Origin of the sequence: Roseibium sp. (assembly GCF_039982295.1) — a bacterium.
Taxonomy (GTDB): Bacteria; Pseudomonadota; Alphaproteobacteria; order Rhizobiales; family Stappiaceae; genus Roseibium.
In genome coordinates this window covers 1-14484 of sequence record NZ_JBDWYP010000009.1, presented here as the reverse complement: position 1 = coordinate 14484, position 14484 = coordinate 1, and the positions used below count along the sequence as shown (strand labels likewise).

The 14484-nt window shown below is 58.7% G+C and carries 18 protein-coding genes; 8 read left to right on the top strand and 10 right to left on the bottom strand.

Annotated features, from left to right (window positions below; all coding sequences use genetic code 11):
- Positions 1-14: 14 nt before the first annotated feature.
- On the bottom strand, positions 15-449 hold the full coding sequence (locus ABJZ52_RS01340; RefSeq protein ID WP_348185138.1) for a DUF1489 family protein: 435 nt from the start codon (positions 447-449) through the stop codon (positions 15-17).
- Positions 450-523: 74 nt separating this feature from the next.
- On the opposite strand from ABJZ52_RS01340, the gene ABJZ52_RS01335 reads away from it, so the two are divergent.
- The gene (locus tag ABJZ52_RS01335) at positions 524-1459 is read left to right on the top strand and encodes an NAD-dependent epimerase/dehydratase family protein (RefSeq protein WP_348185140.1); all 936 of its coding nucleotides are present in this window, start codon (positions 524-526) and stop codon (positions 1457-1459) included.
- A gap of 78 nt (positions 1460-1537) precedes the next feature.
- A complete protein-coding gene (locus ABJZ52_RS01330; RefSeq protein WP_348185142.1) occupies positions 1538-2116 on the top strand; it encodes a hypothetical protein in 579 nt (192 codons plus the stop codon).
- Positions 2117-2190: 74 nt separating this feature from the next.
- On the opposite strand, the gene ABJZ52_RS01325 is transcribed toward ABJZ52_RS01330, so the two are convergent.
- Positions 2191-2346 carry a hypothetical protein gene (locus ABJZ52_RS01325; RefSeq protein WP_348185174.1) on the bottom strand — a complete coding sequence of 52 codons (156 nt, stop codon included), beginning with the start codon at positions 2344-2346 and terminating at the stop codon, positions 2191-2193.
- Positions 2347-2569: 223 nt separating this feature from the next.
- Between ABJZ52_RS01325 and ABJZ52_RS01320 the strand changes: the two genes are divergently transcribed.
- Entirely contained in the window at positions 2570-3340 is a 771-nt protein-coding gene (locus tag ABJZ52_RS01320; protein WP_348185144.1) for a DUF599 domain-containing protein, read from the top strand.
- Here the strand turns inward: ABJZ52_RS01320 and ABJZ52_RS01315 are convergent.
- Both ABJZ52_RS01315 and ABJZ52_RS01310 read right to left on the bottom strand, forming a co-directional pair.
- Positions 3226-4470 carry an adenylate/guanylate cyclase domain-containing protein gene (locus ABJZ52_RS01315; RefSeq protein WP_348185146.1) on the bottom strand — a complete coding sequence of 415 codons (1245 nt, stop codon included), beginning with the start codon at positions 4468-4470 and terminating at the stop codon, positions 3226-3228. The genes ABJZ52_RS01320 and ABJZ52_RS01315 overlap by 115 nt on opposite strands.
- 105 nt (positions 4471-4575) lie before the next feature.
- The gene (locus tag ABJZ52_RS01310) at positions 4576-5379 is read right to left on the bottom strand and encodes a YdcF family protein (RefSeq protein WP_348185148.1); all 804 of its coding nucleotides are present in this window, start codon (positions 5377-5379) and stop codon (positions 4576-4578) included.
- A 58-nt stretch (positions 5380-5437) separates the two neighbouring features.
- On the opposite strand from ABJZ52_RS01310, the gene ABJZ52_RS01305 reads away from it, so the two are divergent.
- Together ABJZ52_RS01305 and ABJZ52_RS01300 are read left to right on the top strand one after the other, a co-directional pair.
- The gene (locus tag ABJZ52_RS01305; RefSeq protein WP_348185150.1) at positions 5438-6040 is read left to right on the top strand and encodes a thiamine phosphate synthase; all 603 of its coding nucleotides are present in this window, start codon (positions 5438-5440) and stop codon (positions 6038-6040) included.
- A 132-nt stretch (positions 6041-6172) separates the two neighbouring features.
- Positions 6173-6580 (top strand): Clp protease ClpP, encoded by a 408-nt coding sequence (locus ABJZ52_RS01300; protein WP_348185152.1) that lies wholly within the window; start codon positions 6173-6175, stop codon positions 6578-6580.
- Positions 6581-6672: 92 nt separating this feature from the next.
- Here ABJZ52_RS01300 and ABJZ52_RS01295 read toward each other — a convergent pair whose 3' ends face one another.
- The 6 genes from ABJZ52_RS01295 to ABJZ52_RS01270 all read right to left on the bottom strand — a co-directional run bounded on the left by ABJZ52_RS01295 (position 6673) and on the right by ABJZ52_RS01270 (position 10905).
- Positions 6673-7287 (bottom strand): ATP-dependent Clp protease proteolytic subunit, encoded by a 615-nt coding sequence (locus ABJZ52_RS01295; protein ID WP_348185154.1) that lies wholly within the window; start codon positions 7285-7287, stop codon positions 6673-6675.
- A gap of 154 nt (positions 7288-7441) precedes the next feature.
- Positions 7442-8290, bottom strand: coding sequence for an adenylate/guanylate cyclase domain-containing protein (locus tag ABJZ52_RS01290; protein WP_348185156.1), 849 nt, complete (start codon positions 8288-8290; stop codon positions 7442-7444).
- 97 nt (positions 8291-8387) lie between these two features.
- Entirely contained in the window at positions 8388-8795 is a 408-nt protein-coding gene (locus tag ABJZ52_RS01285; RefSeq protein ID WP_348185158.1) for an ACT domain-containing protein, read from the bottom strand.
- A 43-nt stretch (positions 8796-8838) separates the two neighbouring features.
- Positions 8839-10086 carry a DUF6596 domain-containing protein gene (locus ABJZ52_RS01280; RefSeq protein WP_348185160.1) on the bottom strand — a complete coding sequence of 416 codons (1248 nt, stop codon included), beginning with the start codon at positions 10084-10086 and terminating at the stop codon, positions 8839-8841.
- Between the two features lie 31 nt (positions 10087-10117).
- On the bottom strand, positions 10118-10477 hold the full coding sequence (locus tag ABJZ52_RS01275; RefSeq protein ID WP_348185162.1) for a YciI family protein: 360 nt from the start codon (positions 10475-10477) through the stop codon (positions 10118-10120).
- 35 nt (positions 10478-10512) lie between these two features.
- The gene (locus tag ABJZ52_RS01270; RefSeq protein WP_348185164.1) at positions 10513-10905 is read right to left on the bottom strand and encodes an MAPEG family protein; all 393 of its coding nucleotides are present in this window, start codon (positions 10903-10905) and stop codon (positions 10513-10515) included.
- 177 nt (positions 10906-11082) lie between these two features.
- Here ABJZ52_RS01270 and ABJZ52_RS01265 point away from each other — a divergent pair, with 177 nt between their 5' ends.
- The 3 genes from ABJZ52_RS01265 to ABJZ52_RS01255 all read left to right on the top strand — a co-directional run bounded on the left by ABJZ52_RS01265 (position 11083) and on the right by ABJZ52_RS01255 (position 13954).
- The gene (locus ABJZ52_RS01265) at positions 11083-12603 is read left to right on the top strand and encodes a hypothetical protein (RefSeq protein WP_348185166.1); all 1521 of its coding nucleotides are present in this window, start codon (positions 11083-11085) and stop codon (positions 12601-12603) included.
- Positions 12604-12741: 138 nt separating this feature from the next.
- Positions 12742-13506: an SDR family oxidoreductase gene (locus tag ABJZ52_RS01260; RefSeq protein WP_348185168.1), complete on the top strand. Its 765-nt coding sequence runs from the start codon at positions 12742-12744 to the stop codon at positions 13504-13506.
- An 85-nt stretch (positions 13507-13591) separates the two neighbouring features.
- Positions 13592-13954, top strand: coding sequence for a MerR family transcriptional regulator (locus ABJZ52_RS01255; protein ID WP_348185170.1), 363 nt, complete (start codon positions 13592-13594; stop codon positions 13952-13954).
- Positions 13955-14484 lie beyond the last annotated feature (530 nt).

The window sequence follows — 14484 nt, the reverse complement described above, 5'->3', positions numbered from 1 at the left end:
GACCTGAAGCGCACCTAGATCAGGCAGAGCTCGGAGAGTTCCTGTCGCATGCCATCGGGCATCTCGGTGGATGCAGACACGCCGCGAATGTCAGCGGGCGCATCCTCCGCCTTCAGATAGCGCCAGCCCTGAAACGGCCGCTTTGGCTGATACTGGGTCAGGATCAGACGCGGCTCCAGGACAAGGTCGCAGCGTTTGATCCCCGCCTCATCCTTGAACGGACGGATGTCGATGAGGTGCTGTCGCACCTGAATGCGGCCCTTGATCACCCAATAGAGCGATCCACCGTCCAGAAGTTCGTCCTTGCGGGTCGGCACCATTCGCGTGGTGTGGAGCTGTTCCGGCGGCTCGCCTGCCATCCGTTTTTGCTCCAGGCGGAAATCCACCCAGGCCTGAAGACTTTCGACGCTGTCAGCGCCCACACACAGCTTCAACAGATGCAAGGTCATCCTTCTGACGTAGCAAGCTGCCGGGCAAGGTCAACGGCATGGCCTCGTTATTCACAGTTTGAAGCAAGACGGACTTGAAACAAGAGGTCGAAGCGCGTTCTCATTTGGCCATGGATGTGTTCGTGACAGGCGGTACGGGAACGATAGGCAGCGCGGTGGTTCGGGAGCTCCGGGACCGCGGACACCATATTGTGGCCCTTGCACGATCCGAAGAAGCCAGCGCCCGGATCCGGGACGTCGGCGCCAGCGCCTTTCCTGGCGACCTCCGAGAACCGGCTGGTTGGACCGACCGGGCCATGTCCTGCGACGCCTTCATCCATGCAGGCGCTTCCTTTTCGGACAAGATGGCGGAAATTGACCGCAAGGCCATGCAGGCGCTGCTGCGGGCCGCCACCTTCCGCAAGAAGCAGCTTCGGCTGATCTACACCGGCAACATCTGGCTCTACCCCGCCTCTCCCGAGCTGCCGCTCAGCGAAACGACCTCCTTCGATCCGTTGCCAGCCCTGAGCTGGATGACCGGACAGATCCGCTCCCTTCAGACAGCGCTCAATCTGAGTGTTTCAGTCATCCATCCTTCTTTTGTCTGTTCCGCCCGGTCCGGGCCAATCGCCGACATGGCGCAGGCGCTCCGCTCGGGAAAACCTTTCAGGACAAGGGCCGGACCGGACACACTCTGGTCGCTGATCTCCGACGAGGATCTCGCCCGGCTGTATGCCGATGCTCTGGAGGGACGGAATTTCCGGCTGAGCCTGCTGGCAACAGCCCTGCCGGCCATAACGGTTCAGGAGATTGCGTCCTGGGTGGAAGCACGGCTTGGCGGCACGCTCAAGCTGGAAACGTCAGTTGCTCCCGACGATGTCGATCCACGCCATGATCTGGACGCGGGATTTGCCCGGTCCCAGGCGGTCAGTGCGAACAAGGCAGCCCGGCTCCTGAACTGGTCGCCACAACTAGAGACGATCGAAACCTTGATCGATCATTTGCTTGCTGAAACAGAATCGGCAATTTAGACGCGTTGCGATAACAATTCGTCAGGACAGCAATGGTACTGTCGGGCGCATCTGTTTGATGAATCGAGATAGTAGTCCATGTTCCGCCCCCTCTTGGCACTCCTTGCCCTTGTTCTTCTTGTGCACACCACCGGCCATTCACCAACATGGAGTGAAACACACCGGAACGATGTTGCTACGGGGACATTCAAAATCGTCAACACCGGCGGCTTCGTCGAGGAAGACGGCATCCGGCGCGCTCTGGCGACCGATACCGCCATGGGCACGGTGAAGATGTCACCTGTTCCAGGAACCGGCGACCTTCTTCTGGAGATCAGTGGCTCGCGCATGGAGCTGTTTGCGATGGAAAAGGGCCTCTCCGAGTTCTTCTGGGATCCGAAGGACACGAACCTCCTTCATGGCAGCGACATCCTCGATCTTTCGGCCAAGAACTCGCTTGAGGACGTCAGCGCCTGGGCGGCGCGGATCGAATGGCCCAATCTGGGCAAGGTCACCCTGGTGCTTTTCAATTACGATCCGGCTTCTTATGGCGGTTTTCTTATCAGCAACCCGTCGAAGAAAACCGTTGTCAGGCAAATGGAATTTCACCAGCTCCATGGACCGCGGCATCGGGCGAACAATCTCTTCAAAAGCCCCCGGCCGGAACACCGCCGGTAATCCTGCGCGCCCGCGCAAACAAAAAGGGACGCGGTGTGACCGCGCGCCCTTCAATCAAAACCTGTCTGCCGGGTTCAGTTCGCTACAGCGACCGCCTGTTGGGCGCTTTCCACGTCGTTGAACAACACCAGCATCGCAAGTGCACCTCCAAGGGCAAGCACCGTCCAAACGGTTACGCCCCAGCAGGACTTCTGTACGTTTTCGTCCATGAAAACCCTTTGACTGAACATTGCACATTCCCGGGAGGGAGAATGTGACCTCATTGAGGCAAGCAGTTAATGGATCCCTAATCAAACCACAAGGGCAAAAAGTCGCCAGCAGGCTTGCAATTTTCGCATTGCACAAAAGACGCTATATTTTGCAATGAATTAGGCATCACTGGCATGATCAAGACAGCTGCGCTAAACAGGGTAAAACCTCCGCAGACATGTCATCTGCCTGTCGCGAACGACCATGAACAGGACGCCAATGCACATCCTTTCGCTCCAAGACTTTCTGGCAGCCGGCTGGTTTCTGATCGCCTGGTTCGGCTTCAATCTCCTGATCGACCTGAGCCCATTGCGCAAGCACACACTGTCAGCTGCGATGGAAAGCTATCGCCGCGCCTGGATGGAGACCATGACCACCCGCCAGGTCAGGATCATGGACACGGCGATCATGTCCGGTCTGCAGCAGGGAACAGCGTTCTTTGCCTCCACGGCCCTTCTGGCGATCGGCGGATGTTTCACGCTTCTGGACGCGACAGACACGATTCTGAAAGTCGCCGGAGACCTCTCCATTCCGATCGATCAAAGCCGCGCCCTCTGGGAGATCAAGGTGCTCGGCCTGATGTTGATACTGGCCTATGCCTTCTTCAAGTTTGGCTGGGCCTATCGCCTGTTCAACTATTCATCGATCATCATGGGAAGCGTGCCTGAGGCCACTCACGCCGGTTCCGAGGACATTCGCCGCATCGCCAGACAGGCGGCAGATTTGAATGTCTTGGCCGGCGGTCATTTCAACCGTGGACAGCGCGCGTTCTTCTTCGCAATCGCCTTCCTTGGCTGGTTTGCAGGACCAATCCTTTTCGGCGTGACAACGCTTGCTGTCCTAATCGTCCTGCTGCGCCGTCAGTTCGCGTCCAGGTCCCGCAACACGGTGCTGTCAGGGCACCACTTGTCGGAGCCTGCAGCGGCCAGGGACGGGGAATACACCGAGACCGGATCGTCAAACCCCTTCACCTGATACTGGCCGTAGAGACCAGAGCGGCACCCCATGATCTCGGCGATCGTATCGGACACCAGCACCTCGACGTTGAGGTCCTTGGCAAGTTCGGCAATCCGCGCGGCCAGATTGACCACCGGACCGATCACAGTGAAATCGAGACGATTCTCGCCGCCAACGTTGCCAAAGAAGACGTCTCCGGCGTGAAGGGCGATGCCCACACTCATCTGGGGTGTCTCGCCGCAGGTCTTGAGCGCATTGATCTCATTGATCTTTTCTGTCGTCTCACGCGCTGCCATCAAGGCCCGCCGCGCAGCATCCGCAGCTTCCTCAGGCGTCTCGTAGGGAAAGATCGCCATTACTTCATCGCCGATGAACTTGAGCACCTCACCGCCATGAGCTTCCACCGCCGAGGTCATCGCACCGAAATACTTGTTCAGGAAGACGATCAGCTTGTCGGCGGGCAACGTGTTCGAGATCCGGGAAAAGCCTCGCAGATCGGCAAAGCTGACCACGGCTGAAATCCACTCCCCGTCCCCGCGCGAGACGGTGCCATTGAGAACGCGTCCGCCCGCGCGCGGCCCCACATAGGTGTCCAGCAGCGTTTCCGCCGTCCGGCGCAGGGTGCTCAGCTCGCAGACAATCGCAAGCGGGCGAAGGATGGAATCGAAAACGCCCACATGAGCGGCCGTGAAACCGCCCTCATCCTTGGTGGCAAAGCTCAAGGCTTTCACCGACCCGTCAGAAAATGGCATCGGCATGGCGATATAGTCTGAATAGCCGTCTTCGCGCAGGTCCGGAACGATACCAAATTCACCCGGCTGAGGCTCGGGTGTTATCGGCACATGGACGGTCCTCTTCTCCTCATAAACGATCTTCAGAGGGCTGTTGGTATACCTTTCGTCAAGCTCGTCACTCGCAAGATAGCGCCGGAGCTCACGGGTCCCGTCAATGTCCCAGACAGCGGCTTCCGCCCGCACGTTGGGATGAAGCAACATGATGCCCGTCGTGATCCGGTCCACGGGAATGCCACCGGCGCGCAAACGCTGCGCCAGCTCTTCGACCAGCTCAAGGCTGTCCTCTCGTCCAACGGCATCGCTGTAGAGCCATTGAACGATATCCGCTGCAACGAGCGGAGCTTCGAGTACCATGGACCCGCTTCCTCATTTTCTCAGATCCTATTAATATGGGGACTGCAGGCGCTCAGGAAAAGAGGTTGCTTTTGCCAGTATCGCACCAAAAGCGGATCACTGTGCTCAATCGGGCCCGGGCGCAGGAAAGAGCGCCGAAGTTCGGCCGCTCAACCAGTAGACAACAAGACCAATCCATTCCCGCGCGGCGATGTCGAACCGCTTGAGGCCATTGGACACCCCGGAAAAGCCGAGTTTCGCGTCCTGCCAGCCCCTCGTGCGCCAGTCGACCGGATAGGCGACAAGCCCCGTCCATCCAACTTTGCGAAACACCCCGATCGATCTTGGCATGTGATAGGCAGAGGTTGCCAGCAACCATTTCTGGCCCGGCTCCGGACTGACCAACCTTTTGGTGAACAGTGCGTTTTGATAGGTATTGCGCGACTTGTCCTCAAGGATCACTCGTTCTGACGGCAGGCTAAAATCCTCAAAAAGAGCCGACGCACCATCCGCCTCACTCGCCTTGGCTGGTGTCAAAAAGCCATGCCCACCCGTGTGAATGATCGGGATATCGGGAAACCGGCGCGCCAGTCGCGGCACGATGGTCAGCCGTTCCGCCGCCGACGTCAGCGCAGGTGCCTTTCGCTCCCCCATCACAATCGTGTCGAGCGCCCCGCCCAGCACGATAATTCCATCGATATCAAGCTGTCCTGCCGGTGGAGGAAACCGTTCTTCCAGCGGCAGGATCAAAACATTGGCAGCAGGTGACAGGCCGCAGATAGCCAGGGCGAGGAGCGACAGACCGCACAGCCATCGCCCGACGCGCGCCCATCGGCTCCACAGAAGAACCGCCCCGAGACCGCCGAAGAAAACCAGCGCATTCGACGGCTGAATGAAAAAGAAGCCGATTTTCGAAAGAACAAAAAACATGTCGCTTGCCATTTGGGACCGAAGAAGAGAGACAGAAGTCTCTTTAAGGGAGAATGCCGTGCTGAGCCGCTTTTATCTCATTGTTGACAGCCATCATTGGCTTGAGCGGCTCTGTCCGCAAGGTTTGCGGCTGGCTCAGCTGCGGATCAAGGATAAAACGCCTGCGGCGTTGACGGATGAGGTCTCACGTTCACTTGCCGTCGCCCGAACGCAAGGCTGTACACTCGTGATCAACGATCACTGGCAGACCGCCATTGATACAGGCGCCGAATGGCTGCACCTCGGCCAGGAGGATCTGGACACAGTGGACATCCAGGCTGTCCGCAGGGCCGGGCTCAAACTCGGACTGTCCACGCATACGGAAGAGGAACTGGACCGCGCCCTGACATACGGTCCGGACTATGTTGCGCTCGGGCCCATCTTCCCCGCCCGCGGCAAACAGGTCGACTATGCGCCACAGGGCATCGCCCGCCTCGGCAGCTGGAAAGCCCGCCTCTCCTGCCCACTCATCGCGATTGGCGGCATAAGGCTGGAGCACGCTGACGATATCTATGCAGCCGGAGCCGACAGCATCTGTGTGATCACGGACGTTCTTGCAGACGAAGACCCCGAGCAGCGCTGCAGGAAATGGGTCGAAGCGGCAGGACCTGCGCGAACCTGAGCGTCACGTGCCAATGCAGCGGCAAAGAGCTTCTTGTCGCAAAAGCCTTGAACCGTGACCGGCATCACAATTCACAAGTCGGCTTTGCCCCATGCTGAGCTTGTTCGTTCAACATGAATTCGGGGCAATGAAATGACTTTATACATGAAGCTTGGCGGTCGTCCGGCAATCGTAGATGCGGTAGAACGCCTCTCCGGCAGACTGAGCCTCGACACCAGCTTCTGCGACGCCGCAAAGGGCCTGCCCGAAATCTGGCGGGAGGACTTCGCGGAATTTCTGATCTTTCTGTCCGGCGGCGCTCCGTTCTACGACAACAGTCCTATCCGCACATTGCTCATGCCGCTTTGTCCCACAGATGAAGCCTTCGATGCATTTGTCGATCATCTGGCAACTGTTCTCATCGGCAAAACCCGGTCTGTCAGACTGGAAGCGGAAATGCGGCTGATGATGGAGCACATTCGGCCCTATATCGTAGCGGACGGCTCCATCGGAACGGCCCCTGACGCAGCGCTCGCCCAGGCATCAAACGCTGTCGCCTGATCACCCAGGTCTTGATTGTCTGTAAAACGAAAAACGCCGGCGCATTCAGCACCGGCGTTTTGCAATTTCCAGATACGTTGCGACCTGCTGGATCAGCCAAGTTCGCTGACGTTGGTCACAACCTTGCCGACCAGACCGTACTCGATGCCCTCTTGCGGGCTCATCCAGTAGTCACGATCGGTGTCTTTCTCGATCCGCTCGATCGGCTGACCGGTTGCATCGGCGAAAATCTGGTTCAGGCGATCACGCATCTTGATGATTTCCTTGGCCTGGATCTCGATGTCGGTCGCCATGCCGCCAGCACCACCGGACGGTTGATGAAGCAGGAAGCGGGTGTTCGGTGTGCAGAAACGCATTTCCTTGGGCACCGACACATAGATCAGCGCCCCGGCACTTGCGACCCAGCCCATGCCGAGGATGCGGACATCCGGCGCAATGAACTTGATCGTGTCGTGGATCATGTCACCTGATTCCACGTGACCGCCAGGAGAGGAAACGATCACCGTGATCGGATCATTCGACACCTGGGCCAGAGCCAGAAGACGCGCGCACACATCCCGGGCCATTTCCTGGGTCACACCACCGGTGATCAGGACGGTGCGGGCATCGAAGAGGTGCTTGTCGACCTGAATCGACTGCTGGCTCTTTGCTTTGTCCTCTTCCTCGTCATCGAGGCGGGCTGGCACCGTTGTTGAATAGTTTTTCATGCGCAGGATAGGCTCCGTTGACTGTTTGCCGGCGTTGCCACCAGCAGGTTCTTACCCTTGTTTATGCGAAGCAGACGCTTGTCGCAAATCCCATGGCTCTTCATACGCGAAAAAGAGTTATCAGATCCGCAACAGCAGATTGCGATCTTTCAGTTCAGTCTCCCGGCCCCGATCGGCCGGACATCAACTTGCGCTCCGTTCCGACAAACACATGCCAGATCAGCGCCAGCGCGAATGGCAGGGATGGCCACACGAACCAGAGCGTCGACAGACCACTGGTCAGAAGGTTGAGCACGAAAAAGAAACCGATCATGAAGACGCAGCTCCGGATCCGTTTCGGTTGGCGCCGCAGCCAGTTGCGCGCCTGTTCAAAGCCATTTGCAAACGCCTGGGTATCCGCCCCAAGCTGAGGATCCGCCTGCTGCCGGGCCGTTTCTTCCCCGTCTTGCGAAGGCGCTTCATGAGGCGCGGGCTCATTGCGTCCGCCCAAACGGACGGAAAATGCCTCGACCGGCTCGCTGACGTTCTTGATCGTCTGCGGTCCGACGCTTTCGAACCCGAGCGCGAGCTTGCTGCGGACCTGGTCATGGACCGACTGGCTCAGCATGACGCCGCCGGTCGGCGCCAGCTCCTGCAGCCTTGCGGCCACATTCACACCGTCGCCGTAGATGTCATCGCCCTCGACCATGATGTCGCCGAGATTGATCCCGATGCGAAAGTCCATGCGGGCGGCTTGCGGCAGATCGGCGTTGCGAAGGGAGAGTTCGTTCTGAATGTCGACCGCGCATTGCACGGCTTCGACGACACTGGAAAACTCGATGATGACCGCATCGCCCCAGGTGTTGACGATCCGGCCGTGATGGCGTTCGGTCAGCCCGCTCATAATGCTGCGGTAGGATTTCAGCCGGTCCAGGGTCCCGTCTTCATCCCGTTCCATCAGCCGCGAATAATGCGCCACATCGGCACACATTACGGCAGCCAGACGCCGCCTTGCCCGTTCCATGCCGAGTTCCCGTTGTTCCACCCCCTAAGGAATGGGATCGCCGCGCGAAAATTGCAACAGCAGACGTGTCTGAAACGTCCAAAAGTGTCCCGCCGCGCTATCGTGCCTCGTCAGACAGTCGCCGCAAAACCGACATGGCTTCAACGGCTTGGGCTTCGGGCACGAAGATATGGTCATGATAATAGCCCGCCACCACATTCGCCGAGATGCCGTGCCGGGTCAAAGCCGCCGCGAAGGCCGCCGTCAGACCGACCGCCTCGAGGCTCGAATGGATGGTCAGCGTGATCCGCTGAAACCTGGCCGGCGCGTCTTGGCCAAGCGCCGTCGCTGATGCGAGCGGCAAAATGGCTGTCACCCCTTCCGCCTCCGCGATCAGAGCGACCGGATCATGGCTCGCAAGTTGTGCGAAGGACATGTCGGAAAAGCAGCAGAACACGTAAGGCTCAGGATCCAGCTCCGGCCGCATGGTCGAAAGCAGTCGTTGCAGATCCAGTTCACCGTTCATCCCGCTCTCCATTGCAATGCAGCCTGCGTCATAGCAACAGGGCTCAGCCGTCCCTTGGCCAATTCCCCGCGACCCTTGCAAGTCTGCGTTTCAAGAACAGCTTATCGGCCTCATTCGACGCCAGGGCAATCGCCTTCTCATAGGCCGTGCAGGCGTCCTGCCGCCTGCCCGCCCGCGCAAAAAGCTCCGCCCGGGCTGCATGGAACGGCTGGTAGTCCGAAAGGCTCGGCTCAAGACCGTCCACGATTCCGAGCGCAGCCTCGAGACCTCCGGCCTCTGCCAGGGCCACGGCGCGGTTGAGCCGAACGACGTCGGTCGGCTCAAAAGCCAGCAACTCGTCATAGAGCAACAGGATCTGCGCCCAGTCAGGCGTGTCGCCTTCGCAGTGACAGGCGGCAATCGCTGCCTTGATCTGATAGGGCCCCAGCCGCCCGCGACTCAAGGCAACCTCAACGAGGGCAATCCCCTCCTTGAGTTCAGACGCCTCCCAAAGTGAACGATCCTGATCGAGAAGGGCAATTCGCACGACCGCGTCATCAAGCCTGGCGGCACGGCGCGCATGATTGATGGTCAACAGCGCAAGACAGCCCTCGATTTCCGGGTCGTCAGGCCGAAGGCTGTTCAGCAGACGGCACAGAAAGAGCGCCTCCTGCGTCAGATCCCGGCCATCGTCAGCCGCTCCCGCATGGCCCGTGGTGAAGATCAGATAGACAACACCCAACACCGCATCGAGCCGCGCCGGCCATTGTTCCGGGCCCGGCACTTCATAGGGAATGCCCGCCGCCGCCACCTTGGTCTTGGCCCGGGACAGGCGCTGGCCCATGGTTGTTTCCCGGTCCAGAAAGACCCGCGCGATCTCCTCAGTCGTCAGTCCGCCGAGGGTCCGGAGCGTCAGCGCGACCTGTGACTTGCGCTCCAGCGCCGGATGGCAGCAGGTGAAGATCAATCGCAGCCGCTCGTCGGGAATGTCCGGATTGTCGTCCTGCCCGGAGGCCTCTTCCATCAACAGGGTCAGATCAGCCCCGGCAAGCTCTGCCGTTTTTGTGCGCCGGATCCGGTCGATCGCCTTGCGGTACGCCACCTGAAGCAGCCACGCCTGAGGTGACGCCGGCAGGCCATTGCGCCCCCAATGGGAGACCGCGGACACCATGGCATCCTGCAGAACATCTTCAGCGAGCTGAAAATCGCGCAACTTGCCGATTAGGATCGACAGCAACCGCCCCTGCTCTTCGCGCGCCAGCTTGCCGAGGATCTTCGTAACAGCAATGGCGTTGGAGGCAGGGGCGGTCATGGTTCAGTCCGGTTGAGTGCCAGATCCTGTGCTAGCCGGCGTCAGGATAGTCCATCACCGGACGCACTTCGACAGTGCCGTATTCAGCGCTTGGGATCAGCGCAGCGTACTGCAGCGCCGCATCGAGATCGGGAACATCGATGAGATAAAAACCGCCGAGATGTTCCTTGGTCTCCGCGAAGGGGCCGTCCATGGTTTCGACCTTTTCACCGCGAACGCGCAAGGTTGTGCTTGTCTCCGCCTCCTTCAGCCCCTCGCCTGCGAGCATCACACCATCGGCTGCCATCTTCTCGCTCAAGGACAGGTAACCGGCCATCATCTTCTCAAATTCAGGCGTGCCATAGACGGGCTCGTTCGCAGGGTCCGCGTAGATCAACATCATGTATTTCATGACGTAATCCTCATTTCAAAGTCGGTTCAAGACCATCAAAAACCAAAGTGAAGCCGCGCCAGTGTTCCAAAAAGAAGAACAGCGGCGAGAAAATTTGTTCCATTGCCCACATACCGCAACGGGTGATGGACCTCAGTTTCCTTGAGCCCAAAGGGATGCGCAAGCCGGCCAAGAACCAGCAGACCGCCAGCGGCAAAAAGCCAGAATCTACCGGCTCCCTGGGCCTCGGCAAGAAGCATCAGGATGAGCGTAAGAGGCACCCATTCGATGAAATTGCCATGACGGCGGATCTTGAGCAAAAGCACTGAATGACCGCCATCGCCGATGGAGGTCTCATATCCCGGCCGCGCGGATGTAACCCCCATCCAGAGCACGAGCCAGATGGGCGTCAGCGCAAGCGCGACCAGGGTGGTGACATAAAAACTCATTCTCAAAGCACCTCACTTGGGTTTCGACACCCCCATGACGTTCGGCCCTTTGCGATTTCGACATGACGCCCAAAAAAAGACTGAAAAATTCTGCGGCAACAGTCAGAACCGCGGAAGGCACGTCTTGAAGGCACAACCTCTTCTTGCAATAGTTCAAAAAAGTCAGGGGTGGCATACTTGCAAATGGATTGGGGCTTTGTCGGCGTAGTCATCACGCTGGTTCTGGCGGTATTGGGCGCTGTCGGCGGCTTTTTCAGATACCGCGAAACACAACTTTTCGCCCAACTGGAAAGTCCCGACGATCGAAGAGACATCAGGGGTTCCCTTGAAAAAGACAGCGTCCTTGATCGGTATCTTGACTGGTTGTCGTGGTTCAATGACAGGCTGGATGCCTTTTTCAACCTGAACACCGATACATCCGGACGGCTGTCACACGGCTCGTATCGCGCCTGTTTTTGGCGCTGCCTGTCGATTGCCTATGTCTACCCACTGGTTGTCTATCTGATCGCCTGGATATGCGGGGCTCGGCCGGAAATTGGCGGGATTGAGCTTTTGCCTCTGTTGCCACTGTGGTGGCAGAGGCTTGGATTTGCGACCCTGCTCTTGCTCATTGGCTCGGGCGCCAGCCTTTACGCGCGGTATATTAGCAGAAAAGAAAATCTAATCACTCGGTTTATCAGGTTGATTTTTAAAATAAAAAACACAAAATCTCACTCAATTAACATTTATATTACTTATTTCTCTGGGCTTATTATTTCATATTTATTTGTAAATTATTTTTTAGATACGTTTTTCGATGTCGACAAATTTTTCGGCGTTGGTGTTTTTGCCTTTGCCATTTCTGTTCTTGTCGCAGTTGCATTTACTGGCACAGCTACCTTACCCAGAACCATAGCCTTCGCCTACACCGTGGTCATTGCCGGTGCCGTCGCTGGTAGTTTCGCTGGAGGCTACGCTGACGGCGTTGCTGGAACGTTTGCGAGTGACATCGCGATTACCGTCGCTATTGCTTTTGCGATTGCTGGCGTCTTTCCAGTTTTTTTATTCTTAGGAGCTCTGCCTTTGACCAACGCCGCCCTGGATATGCTCTCGCTGCTCGCCACGCGATATTTCTTGAAGCGTGCCCAGTCACATCCCGGCGGATTGAAAAGCTATCTCTGGCTCATCCTTGATCTCCTGGCCGATTTCCTCGCCGCCTTTTTTTGTCTGGTGCTGCTGGCTATGCTGCTGCCCAATGTCACTGTGCTGTTCAATATTCTTATGGCCTTTATCGATGGGCCGCAGATCGACTGGGAGGGATATCTTTCCGCCGCCATGCATGACCCCACTGGCGATGGCCTGTTCGTCTGGCTGATGCTGCTGACGACACTGGCGCCAACACTGGTTCATCTGACGCTCGGCCTGTCCGCTGCCTTCATGGCGCTCGTTCCCGGAAAAGTGCCCGGTCTGCTGGCGACCTATCCACCTGATGACCACAAAGGCCCGTGGCCCCGCCTCGGCAAACAACAGAGCCTTGCCCGCCACCTCGCCTACCGCGAATCTTTGTGGACCCTGGTTGCTTTTGCCGTGGTCGCGCTGACACTCTCCCTCTTCACCTATGCCGCCTTCCACCTGCTTGACGACATCGGCTATTCCTTCAATAGCGCAGCCCTGTGCGCCACCTCATGGGAACACGGATATTGTCCCTGGTTTGACTAGGATCGAACGCCCGACGCTTGCAAGAAACACCCACAAACCTACCTCCTGAAATTCGGCCTTGACCCTGACACTAACGTCAATCCGTTAGCACCGGCTCATCGCGCATATGCGCAGGTCAAATCAGGGAAACAGACCGAGATGAGTGAACAGAAGAACTGGCAGGGCAAGGTCGCCATCGTGACCGGCGGAAGCTCCGGCATCGGGCGGGCGACGGCTCTCGCCTTGACTGAAATGGGCGCCAATGTGGTCATTACGGGCCGTGACAGCGAGAAGCTCGCCGATGTCGCGGGCAAGAGCCCGGCGATCGAAGTGGTTCAGGCCGACAGTGCCGATCCGTCCGCCAGCCAGCGCATTGTCGAGGCGGCAACGCACCGATGGGGCCGACTGGATCTGGTGGTCAACAATGCGGGCGCGGGCAAACCGCTTCCCATCGAAGCCTATGACGCGGAGACACTGTCCAACATTTGCGCGGTGAACATCGTCGGACCATCCCTCCTGTTGAAGGAGGCCCAGGCCGCCCTCACCGCCACCAAGGGCGCCGTCGTCAACATCGGAACTGCCCTGTCTCAAAACGCAGCGGCGGGTCTTGCCCATTATGCGGCCACCAAGGCCGCGCTTGAACATCTGACCCGGTCCTGGGCACTCGAACTGGCCGCGCACGGCATTCGGGTCAACGCGGTCTCCCCCGGCCCGGTCAAAAGCGGCGCGCTGACCGGCATGATGGGTCTGCCGGCAGACATTGCACGCTCGATCGAGGAGACGGAAGCAGCCCAAATTCCGCTCGGCCGGCGGGGCGAAACCTCGGATCTGGTGCCATGGATCCTGCGCCTGGGCAGCGCGGAAAACGAGTGGCTCACAGGCCAGGTGCTCACGATTGACGGCGGTTGGTCACACCGAAGCTAAGCCGCTTTGCAATTGCGTTCTGGAACGGGAGGCTTGACCTTGACACTAGTGTTAAGGTGTTAGATGCCTCCCGAAAGGAGCCAATATGCAGATCAAGGAAGCAGCCGAGCGGCTTGGCATCACGGAACGCATGCTACGCCACTACGAACAATCCGGACTGATGGAGACGGGCCGCGCGGACAATGGCTATCGCAGCTATGACGCCGCAGACTTGCGCCGCGCGACCCGCATCCGTGACCTGATTGCCACCGGGTTTTCGACCCGCGAAATCCGAGCCATGGCCGCCTGCCTATCCGACGAGGGTGACGGCCCCTGTGAGGGTGGCATCGCGCAACTGCTCGGCAAACTCGAGCAGATCGAGCGGCTTCGGGCCGACCTCGACGCCAAACGCGACGCCGTTCACGCCCGCCTTGCCACCCTCCGCGCGGCCCTCTCCGAAGACGCGTAACACGTGGATCCTCGGGACACGCCCGAGGATGACGCCAGTGGGTGTGGTGGACGGCAATGACCATCTACCCCACTACATTCCCCGAACCACCGGCGGTCATCCCCGCCTTGTGCGGGGATCCAATCCAAATTGCTGCCGGCCGGGCGTTTGTGAGCGCGCTCGAACTCGCCGCACATTCTCTGCTTTGCTCGATGCGCATCGGGAGCCAATAGATCCCCGCACAGGGCGGGGATGACGTCCCAGATTGAAGCGAGACCTTGCGGCTGCAAACACACTCTCCGTCGTCATTGTCGGGCTTGTCCCGGCAATCCAAATAGCACCACTCCAATGTCTGGAAGAGTGGATCCTCGGGACAAACTCGGTGATGACGGCGGAGGGGCTACTCAAGGCTTATCCCACATCCGGATGGGGACAGGCCCCTCTCAAGGCATTGAAAACACAGCCACAGCCTATGACTAGCCGAAACTTATCCTCACCCTCGGAACCTGTCGTATCATCCATGGTGTTCCTGCCATCACGGGGCCGAGTTC